The sequence below is a fragment of the Hymenobacter sp. DG25A genome, assembly GCF_001280305.1.
Lineage (GTDB): Bacteria > Bacteroidota > Bacteroidia > Cytophagales > Hymenobacteraceae > Hymenobacter.
In genome coordinates this window covers 2,331,355-2,348,401 of record NZ_CP012623.1, presented here as the reverse complement: position 1 = coordinate 2,348,401, position 17,047 = coordinate 2,331,355, and the positions used below count along the sequence as shown (strand labels likewise).

16 protein-coding genes are annotated in these 17,047 nt (G+C 57.9%); 3 read left to right on the top strand and 13 right to left on the bottom strand.

The features are described 5' to 3' along the window. Positions 1 to 14 precede the first annotated feature (14 nt). Complete coding sequence (locus tag AM218_RS10070; RefSeq protein ID WP_054413749.1) at positions 15 to 2,168, bottom strand: hypothetical protein; 2,154 nt, start codon at positions 2,166 to 2,168, stop codon at positions 15 to 17. Between the two features lie 186 nt (positions 2,169 to 2,354). Here AM218_RS10070 and AM218_RS10065 point away from each other — a divergent pair, with 186 nt between their 5' ends. Beyond that, a complete protein-coding gene (locus AM218_RS10065) occupies positions 2,355 to 3,608 on the top strand; it encodes a zinc dependent phospholipase C family protein (protein WP_054413748.1) in 1,254 nt (417 codons plus the stop codon). A 94-nt stretch (positions 3,609 to 3,702) separates the two neighbouring features. Then, the gene (locus tag AM218_RS10060) at positions 3,703 to 4,638 is read left to right on the top strand and encodes an alpha/beta fold hydrolase (RefSeq protein ID WP_054413747.1); all 936 of its coding nucleotides are present in this window, start codon (positions 3,703 to 3,705) and stop codon (positions 4,636 to 4,638) included. Between the two features lie 117 nt (positions 4,639 to 4,755). Here AM218_RS10060 and AM218_RS10055 read toward each other — a convergent pair whose 3' ends face one another. The 6 genes from AM218_RS10055 to AM218_RS10025 all read right to left on the bottom strand — a co-directional run bounded on the left by AM218_RS10055 (position 4,756) and on the right by AM218_RS10025 (position 12,309). Then, entirely contained in the window at positions 4,756 to 5,169 is a 414-nt protein-coding gene (locus AM218_RS10055; protein WP_054413746.1) for a hypothetical protein, read from the bottom strand. A 77-nt stretch (positions 5,170 to 5,246) separates the two neighbouring features. Beyond that, the gene (locus AM218_RS10050) at positions 5,247 to 6,626 is read right to left on the bottom strand and encodes a TolC family protein (protein ID WP_054413745.1); all 1,380 of its coding nucleotides are present in this window, start codon (positions 6,624 to 6,626) and stop codon (positions 5,247 to 5,249) included. Positions 6,627 to 6,826: 200 nt separating this feature from the next. Further along, positions 6,827 to 9,904, bottom strand: coding sequence for an efflux RND transporter permease subunit (locus AM218_RS10045; RefSeq protein WP_071843756.1), 3,078 nt, complete (start codon positions 9,902 to 9,904; stop codon positions 6,827 to 6,829). Between the two features lie 86 nt (positions 9,905 to 9,990). Then, the gene (locus AM218_RS16355) at positions 9,991 to 10,449 is read right to left on the bottom strand and encodes a GNAT family N-acetyltransferase (RefSeq protein WP_071843755.1); all 459 of its coding nucleotides are present in this window, start codon (positions 10,447 to 10,449) and stop codon (positions 9,991 to 9,993) included. A gap of 29 nt (positions 10,450 to 10,478) precedes the next feature. Beyond that, positions 10,479 to 11,639, bottom strand: coding sequence for an efflux RND transporter periplasmic adaptor subunit (locus tag AM218_RS10030; RefSeq protein ID WP_054413741.1), 1,161 nt, complete (start codon positions 11,637 to 11,639; stop codon positions 10,479 to 10,481). A 175-nt stretch (positions 11,640 to 11,814) separates the two neighbouring features. Next, positions 11,815 to 12,309: a YciE/YciF ferroxidase family protein gene (locus AM218_RS10025; protein WP_054413740.1), complete on the bottom strand. Its 495-nt coding sequence runs from the start codon at positions 12,307 to 12,309 to the stop codon at positions 11,815 to 11,817. 118 nt (positions 12,310 to 12,427) lie between these two features. Here AM218_RS10025 and AM218_RS10020 point away from each other — a divergent pair, with 118 nt between their 5' ends. Beyond that, entirely contained in the window at positions 12,428 to 12,772 is a 345-nt protein-coding gene (locus tag AM218_RS10020) for an MGMT family protein (protein ID WP_054413739.1), read from the top strand. Between the two features lie 27 nt (positions 12,773 to 12,799). On the opposite strand, the gene AM218_RS10015 is transcribed toward AM218_RS10020, so the two are convergent. The 6 genes from AM218_RS10015 to xseA all read right to left on the bottom strand — a co-directional run bounded on the left by AM218_RS10015 (position 12,800) and on the right by xseA (position 17,013). Beyond that, positions 12,800 to 13,213 (bottom strand): response regulator, encoded by a 414-nt coding sequence (locus AM218_RS10015; protein ID WP_054413738.1) that lies wholly within the window; start codon positions 13,211 to 13,213, stop codon positions 12,800 to 12,802. Between the two features lie 52 nt (positions 13,214 to 13,265). Further along, positions 13,266 to 14,048 carry a sensor histidine kinase gene (locus AM218_RS10010; RefSeq protein ID WP_054413737.1) on the bottom strand — a complete coding sequence of 261 codons (783 nt, stop codon included), beginning with the start codon at positions 14,046 to 14,048 and terminating at the stop codon, positions 13,266 to 13,268. Between the two features lie 57 nt (positions 14,049 to 14,105). Further along, the gene (locus AM218_RS10005; RefSeq protein ID WP_054413736.1) at positions 14,106 to 14,858 is read right to left on the bottom strand and encodes a hypothetical protein; all 753 of its coding nucleotides are present in this window, start codon (positions 14,856 to 14,858) and stop codon (positions 14,106 to 14,108) included. 8 nt (positions 14,859 to 14,866) lie between these two features. After that, positions 14,867 to 15,052, bottom strand: coding sequence for a hypothetical protein (locus tag AM218_RS16570; protein WP_054413735.1), 186 nt, complete (start codon positions 15,050 to 15,052; stop codon positions 14,867 to 14,869). Positions 15,053 to 15,321: 269 nt separating this feature from the next. After that, complete coding sequence (gene xseB / locus AM218_RS09995) at positions 15,322 to 15,600, bottom strand: exodeoxyribonuclease VII small subunit (protein ID WP_082318171.1); 279 nt, start codon at positions 15,598 to 15,600, stop codon at positions 15,322 to 15,324. 45 nt (positions 15,601 to 15,645) lie between these two features. Beyond that, positions 15,646 to 17,013, bottom strand: a complete 1,368-nt coding sequence (gene xseA / locus AM218_RS09990) for an exodeoxyribonuclease VII large subunit (protein WP_054413734.1) — start codon at positions 17,011 to 17,013, stop codon at positions 15,646 to 15,648. Between the last annotated feature and the right edge of the window lie 34 nt (positions 17,014 to 17,047).

The window sequence follows — 17,047 nt, the reverse complement described above, 5'->3', positions numbered from 1 at the left end:
CACCATTTCCCGCCTTATAAGCGTACCCCAATACCCGGCCCCAACAGAAAGAAAGGCTTGCCTTTCGAAAGCAGCCAACCACCGCCTAGATACAATGGGAATGAGAGCTTGGCATCACGCCGTGTGGGGTATACTGAGCCTAGAATCACGATGCCCAAGTCACGCTCTACGCTGGTGTCATTGCTATTAAGATTGAAGGCATTGAGGGCAACAAAGCCCGCACCAATCTTATATGGCCGCAGCCGATTTATCTTCTCTGGATGATAAAAGCTAAGCTGCCCCAGCATAGCCAGAGAAATACCTCCGAAGGAGCCAAAACCTGTATCACCAGACTTGCGAGTGAGTAGACCGCCAGGAAAACTCACGTCAATATCAAACTTCATCTTACGTTTGAATACCAACTCCAGCTTCTGCGAAAAGCCCGGCTCCTGGTACTGCCCAGGTGTATGTTTGACGGTAATGATGACCGTACTCCAATCATCCATATCATAGGTTTTACGCGCTGACAGCAGGCTGTTAAGGCTGATATTACCTACCTGGCACTGCTTGTCTTGGTAGAACGCCGCCCGCACCGAGCTGCCATCAGGGCACACCACCACGTTATCTACCGTGCGCATTTCAATCAGCTCCCCCTTGCTGTTCTGCGTCCGGATATCGAAGGTGAGGTACTGCTTGCCGTAGAGCTGCTGGTCGGCATCAATGGCACCCGAGTTGAAGCTGAAAACGACGTCGCTGATGGTACGGTCGTAGAGAATAGGGCCGTTGAAGCGCGTGATGGGGCGGGGCGCTTCACCGAAGGTAACGGCTACAAAATCGAGCGGGTGAGGGCGCTGAAATTCCTTGATGGCCAGCTGAAAACCCGTGGGCTGACCGGCATTGAAAATGGTAATGCGCTTTTTATCAATGGTTGAGGGCACCTGCACACGGTACACCACGGCCGCATCGGAGCGGATGCTGGAATCGGAAGGCACTACCTGCACATCCTCAAAATGAAACCGCGCCCGCTGCAGAGACTCTCCCTCCAGGCGCACATCCACCGTTTCGCCGGGGTTCACGGTGTTGCTGCTGGTCCAGTCGCCGCCGCGGTGGCGCACGCTCAGGGCCGTAACGGCCGTTTTAGGTGAGATATTGAAGTTGGTGACGTACTTGGCTTTGTCGTCCTCTTTGATGTAGAGGTAGCTATCAGTCTGGCGGTGGGTGTTGAACACGCGCAGCCAGCACAGCACCCGGTCGTTGGTGAGGTACTGCCGCGTAAACAGCTCGGCAATAAGCGCGCCGCCGGCCTCTTCCTGGTCCTCAATGCGGTAGGTGTGCTTCAGATCGAAGGTGCGGCCGTTATCCAGAATCAGCTCTACGCCCTGGCGGCGGGTGGCTTCGGTCAGCGTAATTTCTTTTTTATCGACGCTCAGAAAGCGCAGCCGGGAGGCCTTCACCGTAAATTCCTGGCGCAGCGGTGGCAGGCCATAGGTAAGGCGGCGGTTGTTGTCGGTGAGGAAGGGGCGCTCCGTCTGGGCACGCACGGTGAGCAGGCGGTTACCTAAGGTATTAGGCAGAACATGCAGCCGCAGCTGGCCTTTGTCCTGGGTGAGGCGGTAGTCAATATCCTGGCCGCGCGTCCATTCACCGGTGGTACGCACGTTTTTGGCGTTGTTGCTGGACAGGTCGTACACCTTTTCCTCGCCCACAAATAGCTCCGTATCGTTGGGACGGAAATCGAGGGTGGTGCGCGTAACGGGCAGCAGGTTTACCGTCTGGGCCTGCGCGGGCTGGCCGGCGCTATCGGCGGGAGCCGTGAACGTGAGGCGCAGGAACTGGGCGGAGGTAAGGTCGCGGAAGCGCAGCTTGGCGCGGAGAGATTTTCCGTCCGGCGCCAGCGTGAGCGAATCAAGCAGCTGAAAGTCGGCGGAGCGGACCAAGCGGAGCGGTTTCTGCGGCTGCGAAGGCAATACGGTCAGATCCACCGTTTCATCGTCGCGCCGGTAAGTGAAGAAGAGGTGTGGCTCGCCTTTCACCAGGAAAGTGGAGTGGGAAAGGCTATAGCTGAGCGTATCAGTCCGCAGCACTACTTCCCGCAGTAGGGGACTGGCAGCCGGCGCCTGGGCCTGGGTGTGGGTGGGTAATAAGGCCAGTAGAAACAGCCATCCAAGAAAAATCCAACGGTAACTCACCAGACAAACAAAGCAGAACAAACCAAACCGTCGTGCTTCCGCATCAGACATTCACTGACAAAAATACGGGTGCCGCCGGGTTATGCCGCATTTTATTCGGGCTTTTCCCACCTGGCCGCCTCTGCGCTGCGCAACGGAATGCCCGGACTATACGTTGCGGACGTATAAGCTCCTTGCTTTTTTCCTATGCAACGCATTCTTCTTACCGGCCTGCTGCTGGTTCTGGCTTGGGTGCCGGCCGCCGCCTATTCCGTCCTCACGCACCAGGCCAACATTGATTCTACCTGGGAGCCCTGCCTGGTGCCCACGCTGCAGCGGCGCTTTCCCGGCGCTACCCCCGCAGAGCTGAAAGAGGCTAAAGCCTACGCCTATGGCGGGGCTATTATCCAGGATATGGGCTTTTATCCATTCGGCTCCAAGCTGTTTACCAACCTGACGCACTATGTGCGCAGCGGCGACTTTGTGCGCAACCTGCTGGATGAGGCCCACAACCGGAACGAATATGCCTTTGCTCTGGGGGCGCTGGGCCACTATGCCGCCGATATCAGTGGCCACCCCGAGGGCACCAATAAAGCCCTGGCTTTCGTGTATCCCCAGCTGAAAGCGGAGTTTGGCGAAGTCATTACCTATCATGAGGCGCCCAAACAGCACACACAGCTGGAGTTTTCTTTTGATGTGCTGCAGGTAGCGGCCGGCCGTTACCGCTCCGATGATTACCACAACTACATCGGCTTTAAAGTAAGCAAGGAAGTGCTGGAGCGGGCTTTTGAGAAAACGTACAGCCTGAAGCTGGGGCAGGTTATTGCCAACGTAGACTTAAGCATTAGCTCGTACCGCTTTGCCGTAAAGGAGATTATTCCGATGGCCACCCGCGCCGCCTGGCAGAGCAAAAAGAAGGATATCTTGGCCATCAGCCCCAAGGCCCGCCGCCGCGACTATATTTATGATATCAGCCGCCGCCAGTATCGCAAGGAGTTTGGGGGTAGCTACCAGCAGCCGGGCTTTGGGGCGCGCGTGCTGTCCTACCTGGTGCGGGTGCTGCCTAAGGTTGGCCCCCTGAAGCCTTTTGCGTTCAAATTGCCCACGCCCGAGGCGCAGAAGCTCTTTCGGAGCAGCTTTCATCAGGTAATAGGCACCTACTGCGGGCTGCTGAATAAGCAGGGCTACCTGACTGCGGCCGCCCTGCCCAATACCGATTTTGACACCGGCCACATCACCCGCACGGGCGAGTACCCCCTGGCCGATGAAACCTATAGTGAATGGCTGCTCAAGCTGAATAACAACAAGTTTGAGGGCCTGACAGCACCGCAAAAAAAGAGCATTCTGGCCTTTTACACGCCGGCAGAGGGCAAAACCAATCCTCCGCTCAATGAGGATAAGCAACGGCAGACCCAGGAGGCCCTGGACCATTTGCGCACGCTCGTGACCAAAGAAGAGTAACAATAGTTGTTAGCTCTTAATCAAGAGCATTCTTGCCGTAACCCGGGCAACCCTTGCCCAAAAATCGTGGTCTGGCCAACATAATAACGTTGCTATGACTCTGGTTTTCCGCTTCCGCCTGTTTCTGTTTTGCCTGCTGCTGCCCGCCCTGGCAGCGGCCGCCCCGCATGGGCCGCTGGTCAATGGCACCCCCACATTGCTTACTTCGGATGGGGTTCAGCTTTATGCCTCAATTTCCGGCAAAGGCATTCCGTGTGTGTTTGTGCACGGCGGGCCGGGAGCCTGGAGCGGCATGCCGCAGGCGCTGGCCGGCCCCGCTCTGGAAGATAAGTTTCAGATGATCTGGTACGACCAGCGGGGTAGTGGCCGCTCCCAGAACGACCCGCGCCACAACTATTCGCTGGAGCGCATGGTGCAGGATCTGGAGGAAATCAGGCTGCAGCTGGGCGTAGAGCAGTGGGTGGTGATGGCGCACTCCTTTGGCGGTACCATTGCCACTGCCTACGCTGCCAAATACCCACAGCATGTGCGCGGACTGGTGCTGGTAGAGTGCACGCTTTACCTCTCAGACTCTATGCGCAGCATGATTCAGGATGGTATGCCCTTTACTACCGTCACTGACCGCACCCCGTACCTGGATGAAACCAGGCCCCTGTCGGAACGCTGGCCGCTGGTGATTGATATCTTCAATGCGCAAAACACCTGGCGCAAGCTGCAGTACCAGACCGACGAGGGTTTCCAGAAAGTAGAAGCCGCCGACCAGGGGAACCCCCGAACCGGCGAATTCGGCTCCTACGTCTTCAACCTGCCCGAATATCAGCAGGACTTCACCCTGCTCACCCCGCAGCTTACCGCCCCGGTGCTGGTCGTAACCGGAGCGAAAGACTACTGCATCGGCCCCAACCACTACAAGCTCTTCCGTTTCCCCAATCAAAAGGTAGCCGAGATGCAGACGGGCCACGTGCCCTTCGTGGAGGAGCCAGTTGCCTTTCAGCAGGCCGTGGCAAAGTGGGCGAAGAAGCTGAAGTAGTTTCCTTACAAATCAATTGCCGGCCTAAGCCGCGCATATTAAGGCCCGGTCTGGAAGGTGCAATCCTTCTAAACCGGGCTTTTTAAATGAAGGGCAGAAGCCCGATTTTCGGCAGACTTAATTGGCCAGAAGCCATGTATTGGCTTCCCCTTCGTTGTTGAAAATGGCCACGTCATAGCCCCGGTTGGGGTTGGAGGCCGTTTTCATGCTGGCCCGCAGGCTGGGGCTGGCGTTTAGCGCTTCTTCGCGGCTGGGCGAAATTAGGTAAGCCAAGCGTGCCCGGCGCGGAGCCAGCGCCGCTACTACTTCCGGCAGCCACACGTTGGCGGCCCAGGCCGCCATATCAGGGGTAGGCTGGGGTCGGCGGCGCACGTCAATTAGCCAGCGCGTGGTATCGTGCGTGCGGGCCTGGGCGAGGATGGTGTAGTAGTCGTGTTGGAAAAGTTCGGGCTGCAAGGCATCCAGCCAGCGTACCGTGAGCACATCCAGGTCGGCGCGGTACTGAATTTCAAGTCTGGGCGAAGAATCCATAAGGCAAAGAAAGCACGGGAAGCGCAATTACGGCTTATTCTGCCAGAATGGCTTCCCCGCAGCGGCTGCGGATACAGCTATTCCCGTACCAGGCCGCTGCTCAGGCGGCGGAGCGTCGTCTCGGCCTGCTTGGCCTGAAAGCGGATATCGAGCAGACGGTTTTCGGCGTCCAGCTGGCTGCGCTGGGCTTCCCGCAGAGCCAGCGGCGTAAGCAGGCCCAGGCGGTAGCGCTCCAGGGCAATGGCCACGTTCTGGCGGGCCAGCAGAATATTATCTTCTTCCAGCTGCAGCAGCTGCAGGCGGGTTTGGTACTGGGCATACGCCTGCTCGGCTTCTGCATCCAGCTGCAGTTGGGTTTGCTCCAGCTGCAGCTTGCTTTGCACCTCGCCAATACGCGCGTTCTGCTCCAGCCGGTTGCGGTTGAAACCATCAAAAATAGGCACCGAGGCCACCACGCCATAGTTTAAGCCGTGCGTGGTGTTGGTGCTGGTAGTGAGCTGGGTGCCGGCGAAGGCCGCGTTATTAATGTTGCGGTTGAGCCCGTAGCCGGTAGTGAGGCCCACCTGCGGCAGGCGGGAAGCCCGCACCAGGCGCCGCTCGTAAGTGGCCACTTCAGTATTAATCTTAGCCTGCTGCAGGCGGGGGTTATTCTGCCGGATGGCCTGGGCTACGGTTTCCCGGCTCAGGTCGCGGCTGACCACAATGGAGTCGGCGGGCTGAAAATCCAGGGCGGGGGAGCGGCCCAGTAGGTTATTCAGGTTTACTTTAGCCGTTTTCAGGGCTTCCTGCTGCTGAATCAGGCCTGCACGGTCGGCGTTATAGTCCACGCGGGCGGTCAGTACTTCCACCTTGGCACTCACGCCCACATCCGCGCGGGCCTGGGTCAGGTCAATTCGCTGCTGCCCGATGCGCAGGGCTGCTTCAAAGCTCTGAATCTTGCCGGCTTCGCGCACCACCGTAAAGTAGGCGTCGGTAATGTCGGCCACGGTTTCCTCGGCTGTAGCACGGGTAACCTGGCGCTGGCCCTGAGCCACACGCTGGAGCCGGTCGTAGGCAATGAACATCCCCAGGCCGTCGAAAATGGTCCAGGTGGCGGCTACGTTGGTGTTTAGCTGGTTGGAGGTGGCCCCGTTCACAATGCGCGGGTCATTATCTCCAAACTGCTGGTTGAGATTGTTGCGGTTGAAGTTGCGGGTGGCATTGCCATTCACGGTGGGCAGCTGCCCGGCGTTGCCGCGCGTTACGTTGTTGCTGGCAATGCGCTCCTCCTGGCGGGCCAGCTGAATTCCGTAGTTATTTTCCAGCCCAATGCGAATCGCCTCCGCCAAGGTCAGCGTGGGGCCGGTATTAACTACCTGCGCCGAGGTGGGCTGCGGCCGGGAAGCAGGCTGCTGGGCCAGGAGCGGCAGGGGAAAGGCCAGAAGCAGAAACAGAGAACGGCGAAGCGGAAAGATCATGAATATCAATACTGTAGCTGAAAATCAGTTCCCCGCCTTTGGAAGGCAGGGTGCCCGAAGGGCGGGGTAGTTAACCGGTAAACGAGGCACGAGGGAGGTGTTTTCAGTAAACAACCTTCGCCAGGCGGCCAACCACCCCAGCGGCAGGAAACTGCCGCGTCCCCTTCTCCCCGCGGAGAAGGGGTATTTTGTTTGGCTGCTTAAGCGGCCACGGCTTGTTTTTCCTCGGTGTGCTTGTGCTTTTTCGCCGTGGCGAAATAGGAGTACATCACCGGCACGATATACAAGGTGAGGCCCGTAGCGAAGAACAGGCCGCCCACCACGCCAATACCCATGGCCCGGCGGCTAAGAGCACCCGCGCCCGTGGCAATGGCAATGGGCAGAATGCCCAGTATAGCGCACAAAGAGGTCATGAGAATGGGGCGGAAGCGGGCCGTAGCGCCTTCCACCAAGCCGGTCATGTAGTCCACGCCCTGCTCCACGCGCTGGTTGGCAAACTCCACAATCAGAATACCATTCTTGGTTACCAAGCCTACCAGCATGATAATGCCGATTTGCGAGAACAGGTTGAGCGTCTGGTTGAAATACCACAGGCTCAACAACGCGCCCGAGAGTGCCAGCGGCACCGTCACCATGATGATGACCGGGTCGCGGAAGCTTTCAAACTGCGCGGCCAGCACCAGGTAAATCAGCACCAGAGCCAGGCCGAAGGCAAACACCAAGGAAGAGGAGCTTTCCTGGAAGTCGCGGGAAGGGCCGGAAAGCTCGTTGGTGAAGGTGTCGTCCAGGGTTTTGTCGGCAATGGCCTGCATGGCCGCAATACCATCGCCCAGAGTTTTGCCCGGGGCCAGGGAGGCGGAGAAGGTAGCCGCGTTGTAGCGGTTGAAACGGTAGAGCTGGGGCGGCGTGCTGCTTTCCGTCAGGCGAATGACATTGTCCAGCTGCACCAGCTTGCCGTCGGCGGCTTTCACCGAGAGTTGGCGCACGTCCAGCGGCTGGTTGCGGTCTTCCCGCGCTACCTGGCCAATAATCTGGTACTGCTTGCCCTCCCGGATAAAATAGCCGAAGCGCTGCCCGCTCAGGCCGGCCTGCAGCGTCTGGGAAATACTCTGCACTGATACACCCAGGCTCTGGGCCTTTTCGCGGTCAATGTTGATGCGCAGTTCCGGCTTGTTGAATTTCAGGTTGACATCCACAAACTGGAAGGTGGGATCCTGCCGGGCCGCATCCAGAAACTTGGGTACGGCTGTGCGCAGCTTCTCAAAGTCCTGGGTCTGAACCACAAACTGCACCGGCAGGCCGCCACCGCCACCACCAATACTCTGGTCCTGCGAAACGGAGGTGCGGGCGGCCGTCAGGCGCTTCACGCCGCGGCTCATAATTTCGGCCACCTGGTCCTGGGTTTTGGGGCGCTGATCAGCCTCTACCAGCAGCACGCGGGCAATACCGGAGTTAGAGCCACCGCCAAAGCCGGGCGAAGTCACGGTAAAGACACTGTTCAGGTTTTCAGCCCCCGTAGAGTCCATGGCCAGCTTGGTTATCTGGGCCATGTAGGCATCCATAAACTCAAACGAAGCGCCTTCCGGACCGGTAGAATTCACGTTTACGCGGCTGCGGTCTTCCACCGGCGCCAGTTCCGAAGGCAGCGTCTTCATGAAAAACCAGATGCCTACGCCCGTGCCGGCCACCACCAGCCAGGCCAGCCAGCGGTTGCGCAGAAAGGTTTGCAGGCTTTCCTGGTAGCCCCCAATCATGCGCTCAAAAAACGGCTCGGTTTTGCGGTAAAACCAGTTATGCTTTTCCTGCCGCTTGAGCAGCTTGGAGCACATCATGGGGGTGAGCGTGAGCGAGACGAAGGCCGAAATCAAAACCGAGCCCGCTACCACAATGCCAAACTCCCGGAACAGACGCCCGGTAATACCCGTCAGGAACACCACCGGCAGGAACACGGCCGCCAGTACAATAGTGGTACTGATTACGGCCATCAGAATTTCTTCTGAGCCCTTGATGGAAGCCTCCTTCGGGTCTTCGCCGTCCTCAATGCGGGAGTAAATATTCTCCAGCACCACAATGGCGTCGTCCACTACCAGGCCAATAGCCAGCACGATGGCCAGCAGCGTCAGCACGTTAATGGAGAAGTCCAGCAGGTACATCACGAAGAAAATACCCACCAAGGAAACCGGAATAGCCACTACCGGAATCAGAGTAGAGCGCCAGTCGCGCAGGAACAGGAAGATGATGACCACTACCAGCACAAAGGCCTCAATAATGGTGTGCTCCACTTCCTGAATGGAGTTGCGGATGAAGACCGAGTTATCAATGGCCGGGCGCAGCTCCAGGTCCTTGGGCAGGTCTTTGCCGAACTGCTTTACCCGCTTGTTGAACTCGTCGGCAATATCAATCTGGTTGGAGCCCGGCTGCGGCACCACGGCCAGGGCCACGCCCGGCACGCCATTCACCCGGAAAATGGTCTGGTCGTTTTCCGGGTACAGCTCGGCATAGCCCACATCCGAGAAGCGCACCAGGGAAGAGGCGTCTTTGCGGATAATCAGGTTGTTGAAGTCGTCTACCGACGTCAGGCGGCCCATGGTGCGCAGCGTGAGCTGCGTGTTCAGGCCCGAAACGGCGCCGCTGGGCAGCTCCACGTTTTCGCGGGTAAGGGCCGCCTGCACCTCTACCGGCGACACGCCCAGCGCCGTCAGCTTCACGGGGTCCATCCACAGGCGCATGGAGTACTTTCGCTCCCCGTACACCCGGATTTCCGATACGCCCGGAATGGTCTGCAGGCGCTCTTTCAGGGTGTTGTTGGCGTAGTCCGTGAGCTCCAGTAGGCTGCGCTTGTTGCTGCTGAGGTAGTTGATGACAATGGGCTGGGAGTCGGCGTTGGCCTTGCTCACGATGGGCGGGTCGATGTCCCGGGGCAGGCGGCCCTGGGCGCCGGATACCTTGTCGCGCACGTCGTTGGCGGCGGTTTCCAGGTCGGCGTCGAGGTCAAACTCCACGGTAATCTGGGTGCGGCCATCACGGCTGTTCGAGGTCATGTTCTTGATGCCCGCAATGCCGTTGAGGGCTTCTTCCAGCGGCTCAGTTACCTGGCTCTGCATCACATCGGCCGAGGCCCCGGTATAGCTGGCTGATACCGTAATAATAGGCGGGTCTACGCTGGGGTATTCCCGAATACTGAGGTACCGAAACCCGATAACGCCAAATATCACGATGACAAGGCTCATCACGATGGCGAGGACCGGGCGGTTGATACTAGTGGAGGATAAGCTCATAAGGAAGCGCTTCTACTACTCTATACTCTACAAAAATGCTGCTTGCAACCGCCCTAAAGCCAGCTGGTCAGCTTAAAAACAAGGGGCTACTCCGCCGGCACCGGCTTTATAAACCGTTTGGGCTGCTCGGAGTAGCCTTCGCGCAGGTAAAACCGATGAGCGGCCTCACGCCGGGCGCCACTACTGATTTCAATACGACCACAACCCAGCTGCAAAAGTGCCTGTTCAGCGGCCCTTAGCAACTGTTGGCCAATGCCCTGGCTGCGGTATTCGGCCGCGACCACCAAAGTAACCACGCGGCCATCGGGTGGACGGTGCAGAAAATACGTGCGATGCAGCAGCACAACCCCTACTATCTGCTCTTGCCGCACCGCTACCAGTACCTGGTCACCGGCGGCAGTAAGGGCATCCAGTCGCTGCTGCAACTCCTGCTGTTCGGTCGGATACCCGAGTTCCGCTACTAACTCTGCCAGGGCCGCCGCATCTGCCGGCATTGCCTGCCGGATGTGGATGGCAGACGAAAGGGGAGGAGAGGTGGCGTTCATGGGTAAATCCTTTCGACAGAAGAAGAAGCTTATAGCTCAGTTTTCTGGACCAGAACAGCATCGCCGGGCTTCAGCTGCAGAATACCCGTCCGGATAACGGTGTCGCCCACGGCCAGGCCGTCAGTAATCTGAATCACTTTTTCTGAGCGAATACCAATCTTCACCTTCGTAGAAACAGCCTTGCCATTTTTTACCGTGAATACGGTGTAGCCGCTGGCTTCCGGTATTACCGCTTCGGTAGGCACCTGCAGGGCATCCGTGGATTCGCCCAGCTGCAGGTTTACTTTCACAAAGGAGCCGGGGCGCAGCTCGTTGCCGGTGTTGGCGTAGCGGGCGCGCACCGGTTGGGTGCGACTCACGGGGTCAATCTGCGGGTCAATGGCGTATACCTTGGCCTCGTATTTCTTGTTGGTGGCTTCGTCGGTTACCGTTACCACGTCGCCTGCCCGCACTTTAGAGGCAAAGCGGCCGGGCACGGCGAAGTCAATCTTCACGGGCCGGATGCGGGAGAGAGTGGTAATCTCAGTGCCAGGGCTCACGTAGGTGCCTACCGTAGCGGTGGTCAGGCCCAGCACCCCATCAAAGGGGGCGCGCACGTAGGCTTTGGCCAGGTTGGCGCGCAAAGCCTGCAGCTCGGCCTGGGCCGTGAGCAGCTGGTTGTTGGTTTGCTCGTATTCTTGGGCGCTGATGTATTCTTTATCCAGCAGCACGCGCTGGCGGCGCTCCTGGTCGCGGTAGAGCTTAATGTTAAACTCCTGCTTGCGCAGATCAGCCTGAATCTCATCGGCATTGATGCTGAACAGTACCTGCCCCCGGCGGACCGGCTGGCCCTCCCGAATGTTGAGGCTGGTAATCTTGCCCGATATCTCACTTTTGATAACCACGGCCTCATCAGCCAGCACAGAGCCGGTGGCGGCTACTTCATCGGTCAGGTTAGTGGGCTTCACTACATAGGCCTGTACGGGAGTCTTAGAGCCTTTCCCGTCTTTGCCGGCGGGGCCGCCGGCGCCACCCTTACCTCCTTTACCGCCCGGACCACCCTTGCCGCCGGCCGCCGGGGCCGGGAAGTAGTGCATCTTCACAAAAACCAGCCCTGCTAGCAGCGCCAGCGTCAGAAAAATCCATAAAAACCGTCGGCCGCCGGTGCGTGGCTCTTCTACAACTTGCTCTTCGTGTTCCTTTGTTTGCATAGTATCAAAATAGGCACGCCTGCTTTCTCGCTATCAGGCGCTTATCCGCTGCGAAATTATCCGCTGTACACAACACCCCGCTTCCTGATAAGGTTACCAGAAACCCGGGCAATGCGCCATTGACACAAAAAAAGCCTGCATGTTGCAGGCTTTCCCTGTTTTAGGGCGCAATTACCTACATGGCTTTGGCATTGATGTAGTTCTTGGCCAGGTCATTGAGCTTGGTATCAGTCATTTGCTCTTCCTGCAGTGTCTGGCGCAGCAGCTGGGCCGCATCGGTATGGCCGAGGCGCTCGGCGTAGTGCGCCGCCGTGCCGTAGCCGGAAATTTCGTAGTGCTCTACGCGCTGGGCAGCGGCAATCAGAGCAGCATCCTTCACTTCATCGGTGGCATCTTCATGAATGGTATCCTGGCCTTCTTTTACCAGGCCTTCCATGGCTTTGCAGGTATGGCCGGAGAGAGACACATCCAGCATTTTGCCGATTTTCTCTAGGCGCGAAACCTGATTTTGTGTTTCCTGCAGGTGCTTTTCAAACCCCTGGCGCAGGCGGGTATCCTGAGCTTCTTTGGCCATTTTGGGTAGCGCCTTCAGGAGTTGATTTTCAGCGCTATAAAGATCTTTCAGCTGTTCGTGAAACAGGTCGTCGAGGCTTTTGAGTTTACCAAACATAAGTCAATAGAAGTAAGGTGAATAGATAAAATGCTCCGTTCATCGGAACACTTTATCTGCTTACGCCTACTCCCGGCAGCGGTTGTTATGTTATTTTGGTCTTTCTAACGTTTGCCGTATGCCAACCTCAGCTGAAAAGCCCCGCAATTTCTTTCAGGATGTATACGATGTAGTGCGGCTGGTGCCGCCGGGGCGGGTCACCTCCTACGGGGCCGTGGCCCACTACCTGGGCGCCAAAAATGGGGCGCGCATGGTAGGCTGGGCCATGATGGCGGCCCACACGGAAACCGACGTGCCCGCGCATCGGGTCCTGAACCGGCAGGGGCTGCTAACCGGGCGCCAGCACTACAGCACGCCCACAGCCATGCAGAAGGCTTTGGAAGCGGAAGGCGTGCGGGTGGTAGACGACCAGGTACAGGACTTCAGCCAGCTGTTCTGGGACCCCAGCATTGAATTAGGCTAAGCAACCGGCTGGCCGGGCCAGGAAATTTCAGGCCAGGCTCAGGCTGGCGGCATGGTCCTGCGCGGCGGCCTCAATGGCCAATTTCATTTCCTCGGGGCTGGCATTTTTCAGCAGGTAGCCGTGGGCACCTTCTGCTACCAGCTGCTCTATCAGCTCCGGCTCGTCGTGCATGGAGATAATAACCACGCGCACCCGGGGGTATTGCACGCGCAGCAGGCGCGTGGTCTGCAGGCCGTCCAGCACGGGCATCTGCAAATCCATGAGTACTACCTGGGGCGGGGTGGGCAGCTGGTCAATGAGCTCCAGCAGTTCCTGCCCGTCACCGGCTTCCGCCACAATCTCCACGTTGGGAAAGCTGGAGAGCAGGGCCCGCAGCCCTTTGCGGAACAGCACATGGTCGTCGGCGAGGGCAAGGCGGATAAGCGAAACAGGCTGGCTCATGGGCTAAACAGGCAGGAAGCTGTAGGGTAGCAAAGATATAAAATAGAGTAGGCTAATTGTCAGAAAGATAAAGCACCGGAAAGGAAATCCAGATCCGGGTTCCGGTTCCGGGAGTAGACTGCTGCCGCAGGGTGCCCTGCAGGAGCGTAACCCGGCTGCGCATGTTGGTGAGCCCTAGTCCCGTGCGCGTATCAGGCGAGGGTACGGCTTCGCTGCCCGAGAGGTCGAAGCCTATACCATCATCAGTATAGGTGATATTCAGATGGTTGGTGGCAAATACCAGATGAATGTGAATCAGGCTGGCCTGGGCGTGGCGCAGGCCGTTGCCCATCAGCTCCTGCACAATGCGGTACACGGCCAGCTCCTGCATGGGGCTTAAGCCCAGGGGTTTGCCATGCTGCGTCAGCTCTACCCGGGTGCCGCCCGGCGGCACCGCCCGCGCCAGCGCCTCCAGGGCAAACGTAAGCCCGAATTTGACCAGGGCAGCCGGCAGCAGATTACGCGAAATGCGCCGCACTTCACTGATGGCCTGGTCCAGCAGTCCGGTCATTTCCCGGGTGTCCTGGGGCTGGCCCATGGCCGTGAGGTGCAGCTTTACAATGGCCAGGGTGGTGCCTACTTCATCATGCAGATCAGCGGCAATGCGGCGGCGCTCTTCTTCCTGGGCTACTAGCGCAGCCTCCAGGGCTTGGCGCTGGGCAGCATCCTGCACGTTGCGCAACCGTTCCTGCTGCCGAAGCAGCCGCCGCTGGTAGCGCACCACAAACACCACAATGCTAAAGGCCAGGAATAGTAGAACGGATAGTACAACCGCGAATACGCGTAAAATATCCATGAATTTCCTGGGTTGCGGCTTCCGCGGCGGTTAGAAGAATCGAGAATAATACCAGGCTTACTTCAGCACCATTTTTTGTTGCCTACCTAATTGATAAAAGGCCAGGGTAAGCAACCCATAGCTCACCAAAGTTACACTGGAATGCACGAGACCGAATAAAGCCTGATAGTTCCGCCCATTGGTGTAATTAGTATCTGCCAACATTTTGTTGATAATGTTACCAAAGACTAATACCCCGGTAAGCTGGACAATGGCCGATATACTGATCCAGAACATCGGTTCACGCTCTATCTGGCTGGTGCGCAATTGCTGCAGTAGCTGCTCAAAGTACAGCAGACAAAGCACTATCACCGTAATATTCTGGCTGAACTCAGTGTATTCGTTGTGTTTAAACTCTAAAAAAGGATTAAAGTAGAACGAATCGAACAGGGCGATGAGCACCAAAACCGGTATCCATCCGTGTAGCACCCGCCTGATGGTTTGGCTTTGCAACGCATAGTAGTACACGCCTATAAAGCCCAAACACCGAATATTGCTTTGTAGGTGCGCAAATCCCCAGGTGGAGATACCATAAGACGGCAACTCAAACATGGCTATAAACTCCGCGTTAAGGCTAAGCAGGTTGAGAGTATTTAAGAAAAAGCAGTTGATTTCGAGTGCTACTAGTACCCAAAACAAGATCTGCACCGGCAAGGTCCAATACTCCCGGCGCTGCCACGCTACCCAAAGCGGATATAGAAGTGCAAACTGGCAAATCCAATAAATAGAACTGCCCACTTCTTGCAGCCAATTGGGTAGCGTGTAGTCCATTCGCTGGGTTATATGTTATTTAAAGAGTTGGCTACGCCGGAGTTAGGCGGCGATGCGCAGCCTTCATCCAGTACCAGAGTGGTCATATCATCTTCGTTGCTTTTAGCACCTACCAGAACCAGTTTGGGAGTAGTGCCATCCAAACCATAATAAACCCGAATGCCCATACAGCCCGTTTGGTTGAGTAAGCTCATGAGTTTGTTTCTGCCGAAGAAGTATCCTTTTACTTCATCAGCATGATCAGTCTGATATGCGCAAGTAAGATTATGCGCTGTGTCTAATTCAATGATGCTGCCTTCTGACCCGGAGAATGCCATAGAGATTGTAAAAAGGTAAACTGTAAAATGATTGAAAACGACGCATTTGCAGCCGTTTTCAAATATAGATTTTAATGCATGTTAAACAATGCGGCCCTTAGGTCAGAATGATAAAATAGCTGGGTTTTTGGGCTTTAGCCGGAAGGCTAGAACAGCATGCCGGGAATGCCGGGAGGCGGGGTGTTCCGGGGGGCTTCCTCCCAGCTTTCTTCCTCTTCGTCGGCTTCTTCTTCGTCCAAGCTATCAAATACCTGGTCAATAGCCGCTTCAGCGGCCCGCAGCTTCTGCTTGCACAACCGAATCAGCTCGGAGGAGCGCTGCACTTTGGCCGTCAGCTCGTCTACATCTACCGTGTCTGTTTCCAGCGCCCGTAGTATGGTTTCCAGCTCTTCAATGGCGTTGCGGTAGGTAAAGTCGGTACTCATTTTACTAAACGATAAATCAGCAGATGGTAAATGTAAATGGTTTTATCAGCGCTTAGGCAGCAGGGCCGTAAGCAGGCGCAGGCGCTCCGCTGCCAGCAGTTGCACGGTGTTAGCGGCAGCGGTATGCAGGCGGGCTTTTAGCTCCAGTTGGTAGCGCAGGCGCACCAGGGCATCGTGGCGGCGGCGGTGCTGGCGGCGGAACCGCTGGGCTAGGGCGCGCCCCAGCCGCCGGAGCCGGCGCTGCTGGCGCTGGCTGGCCTGGTGGGCCGCGCGCTGCAGGTGGTGGCGCCGTGTGGTAGTTGCCCGTTGTTGAGCCGTTACTACAGTGCGGGCGGCACTGGTCAGCTGGCGGGCATGCTGCTGCAGGTCCAGGTGCTGGGTCTGATACCGGCTTTTGGCGGCCTGCCGCAACTGGTTCCCCAACTGCAGAAGCTGGCGCTGCCGGTCAACTAACTGCTCATTGGCCAGCTCCCGAATGCGGGCGGCATAGCCATCAAATACTGCATCCAGCCGGCCCAGGCGCTCCGTAAGGAAAACCGCTACGGCCGTGGGTGTTTTCAGCGCCATATGCGCGGTCAGGTCTACCACGGCTTCGTCCCGCTCGTGGCCAATACCCGTGAGCACCGGCAGCGGAAAAGCCCCCACCGCCGCCGACACGCCATAATCATCAAAAGCCAGCAGATCAGTCTTAGAGCCGCCGCCCCGGATAATTACTACCGCATCAAAGTGCCGCTGCTGGCGCCGGATCTGCTCCAGCGCCCCCAGCAGGCTCTCCGGCGACTCCGTGCCCTGCATGGTGGCGGCAAACAACGTCACCTCAAAAGCATACACGGTTTCATCCAGCTGCCGCATAAAGTCCTGAAAGCCGGCGGCGGTAGGGGAGGAGATAACGGCCAGACGCTGCGGAGCCAGGGCCAGCGGCAGACTCTGCTGGCGCGTGAGCAGGCCTTTGGCTTCCAGCTTGCGCACGGTTTCCAGGCGCTGCCGGGCCAGGTCGCCCACGGTATAGGTGGGGTCTATGGCCAGCACATCCAGGCTGAGGCCGTACTGCTCATGAAATTTGATGCTCACGCGCAGCAGTACCCGCAAACCGGCGCGCAGCGTTTGACCGGTCAGCAGTTCAAACTGCGGAGCCAGCTGCTCGTAGCGCGCCGCCCAGATGGTAGCGCGGGCCTGGGCTTTCAGTTGGGCGCCGCGGCCGGTCTGGGCCTGGTCGGTGAGGGTGAGGTAGCAGTGCCCGCTGCCAAAGCGCGGCAGCGTGAGCTCCGCAATTTCCGCTACCACCCAGTAAGCATCGGGGAAAGTGCCGGTGAGGGCCTCGCGCACCCGGCGCAACAGCTCCGCCAGGGCCAGCGGCGCGGGAGGTTGTGGCGTCAGGCCGGGGTCGGGTCGTCGGTTATACAGCGGCGGCATGCCCGAAAGGTACGGAATTGGGCGCGGCGTACCC

What these genes read in the sequence shown, in the direction of transcription:
- AM218_RS10065 (WP_054413748.1), top strand. Translation starts at nt 2,355, where the DNA reads ATGCAACGCATTCTTCTTACCGGCCTGCTGCTGGTTCTGGCTTGGGTG.
- AM218_RS10060 (WP_054413747.1), top strand. Translation starts at nt 3,703, where the DNA reads ATGACTCTGGTTTTCCGCTTCCGCCTGTTTCTGTTTTGCCTGCTGCTG.
- AM218_RS10055 (WP_054413746.1), bottom strand. Translation starts at nt 5,169, where the DNA reads ATGGATTCTTCGCCCAGACTTGAAATTCAGTACCGCGCCGACCTGGAT.
- AM218_RS10050 (WP_054413745.1), bottom strand. Translation starts at nt 6,626, where the DNA reads ATGATCTTTCCGCTTCGCCGTTCTCTGTTTCTGCTTCTGGCCTTTCCC.
- AM218_RS10045 (WP_071843756.1), bottom strand. Translation starts at nt 9,904, where the DNA reads ATGAGCTTATCCTCCACTAGTATCAACCGCCCGGTCCTCGCCATCGTG.
- AM218_RS16355 (WP_071843755.1), bottom strand. Translation starts at nt 10,449, where the DNA reads ATGAACGCCACCTCTCCTCCCCTTTCGTCTGCCATCCACATCCGGCAG.
- AM218_RS10030 (WP_054413741.1), bottom strand. Translation starts at nt 11,639, where the DNA reads ATGCAAACAAAGGAACACGAAGAGCAAGTTGTAGAAGAGCCACGCACC.
- AM218_RS10025 (WP_054413740.1), bottom strand. Translation starts at nt 12,309, where the DNA reads ATGTTTGGTAAACTCAAAAGCCTCGACGACCTGTTTCACGAACAGCTG.
- AM218_RS10020 (WP_054413739.1), top strand. Translation starts at nt 12,428, where the DNA reads ATGCCAACCTCAGCTGAAAAGCCCCGCAATTTCTTTCAGGATGTATAC.
- AM218_RS10015 (WP_054413738.1), bottom strand. Translation starts at nt 13,213, where the DNA reads ATGAGCCAGCCTGTTTCGCTTATCCGCCTTGCCCTCGCCGACGACCAT.
- AM218_RS10010 (WP_054413737.1), bottom strand. Translation starts at nt 14,048, where the DNA reads ATGGATATTTTACGCGTATTCGCGGTTGTACTATCCGTTCTACTATTC.
- AM218_RS10005 (WP_054413736.1), bottom strand. Translation starts at nt 14,858, where the DNA reads ATGGACTACACGCTACCCAATTGGCTGCAAGAAGTGGGCAGTTCTATT.
- AM218_RS16570 (WP_054413735.1), bottom strand. Translation starts at nt 15,052, where the DNA reads ATGAGCTTACTCAACCAAACGGGCTGTATGGGCATTCGGGTTTATTAT.
- xseB (WP_082318171.1), bottom strand. Translation starts at nt 15,600, where the DNA reads ATGAGTACCGACTTTACCTACCGCAACGCCATTGAAGAGCTGGAAACC.
- xseA (WP_054413734.1), bottom strand. Translation starts at nt 17,013, where the DNA reads ATGCCGCCGCTGTATAACCGACGACCCGACCCCGGCCTGACGCCACAA.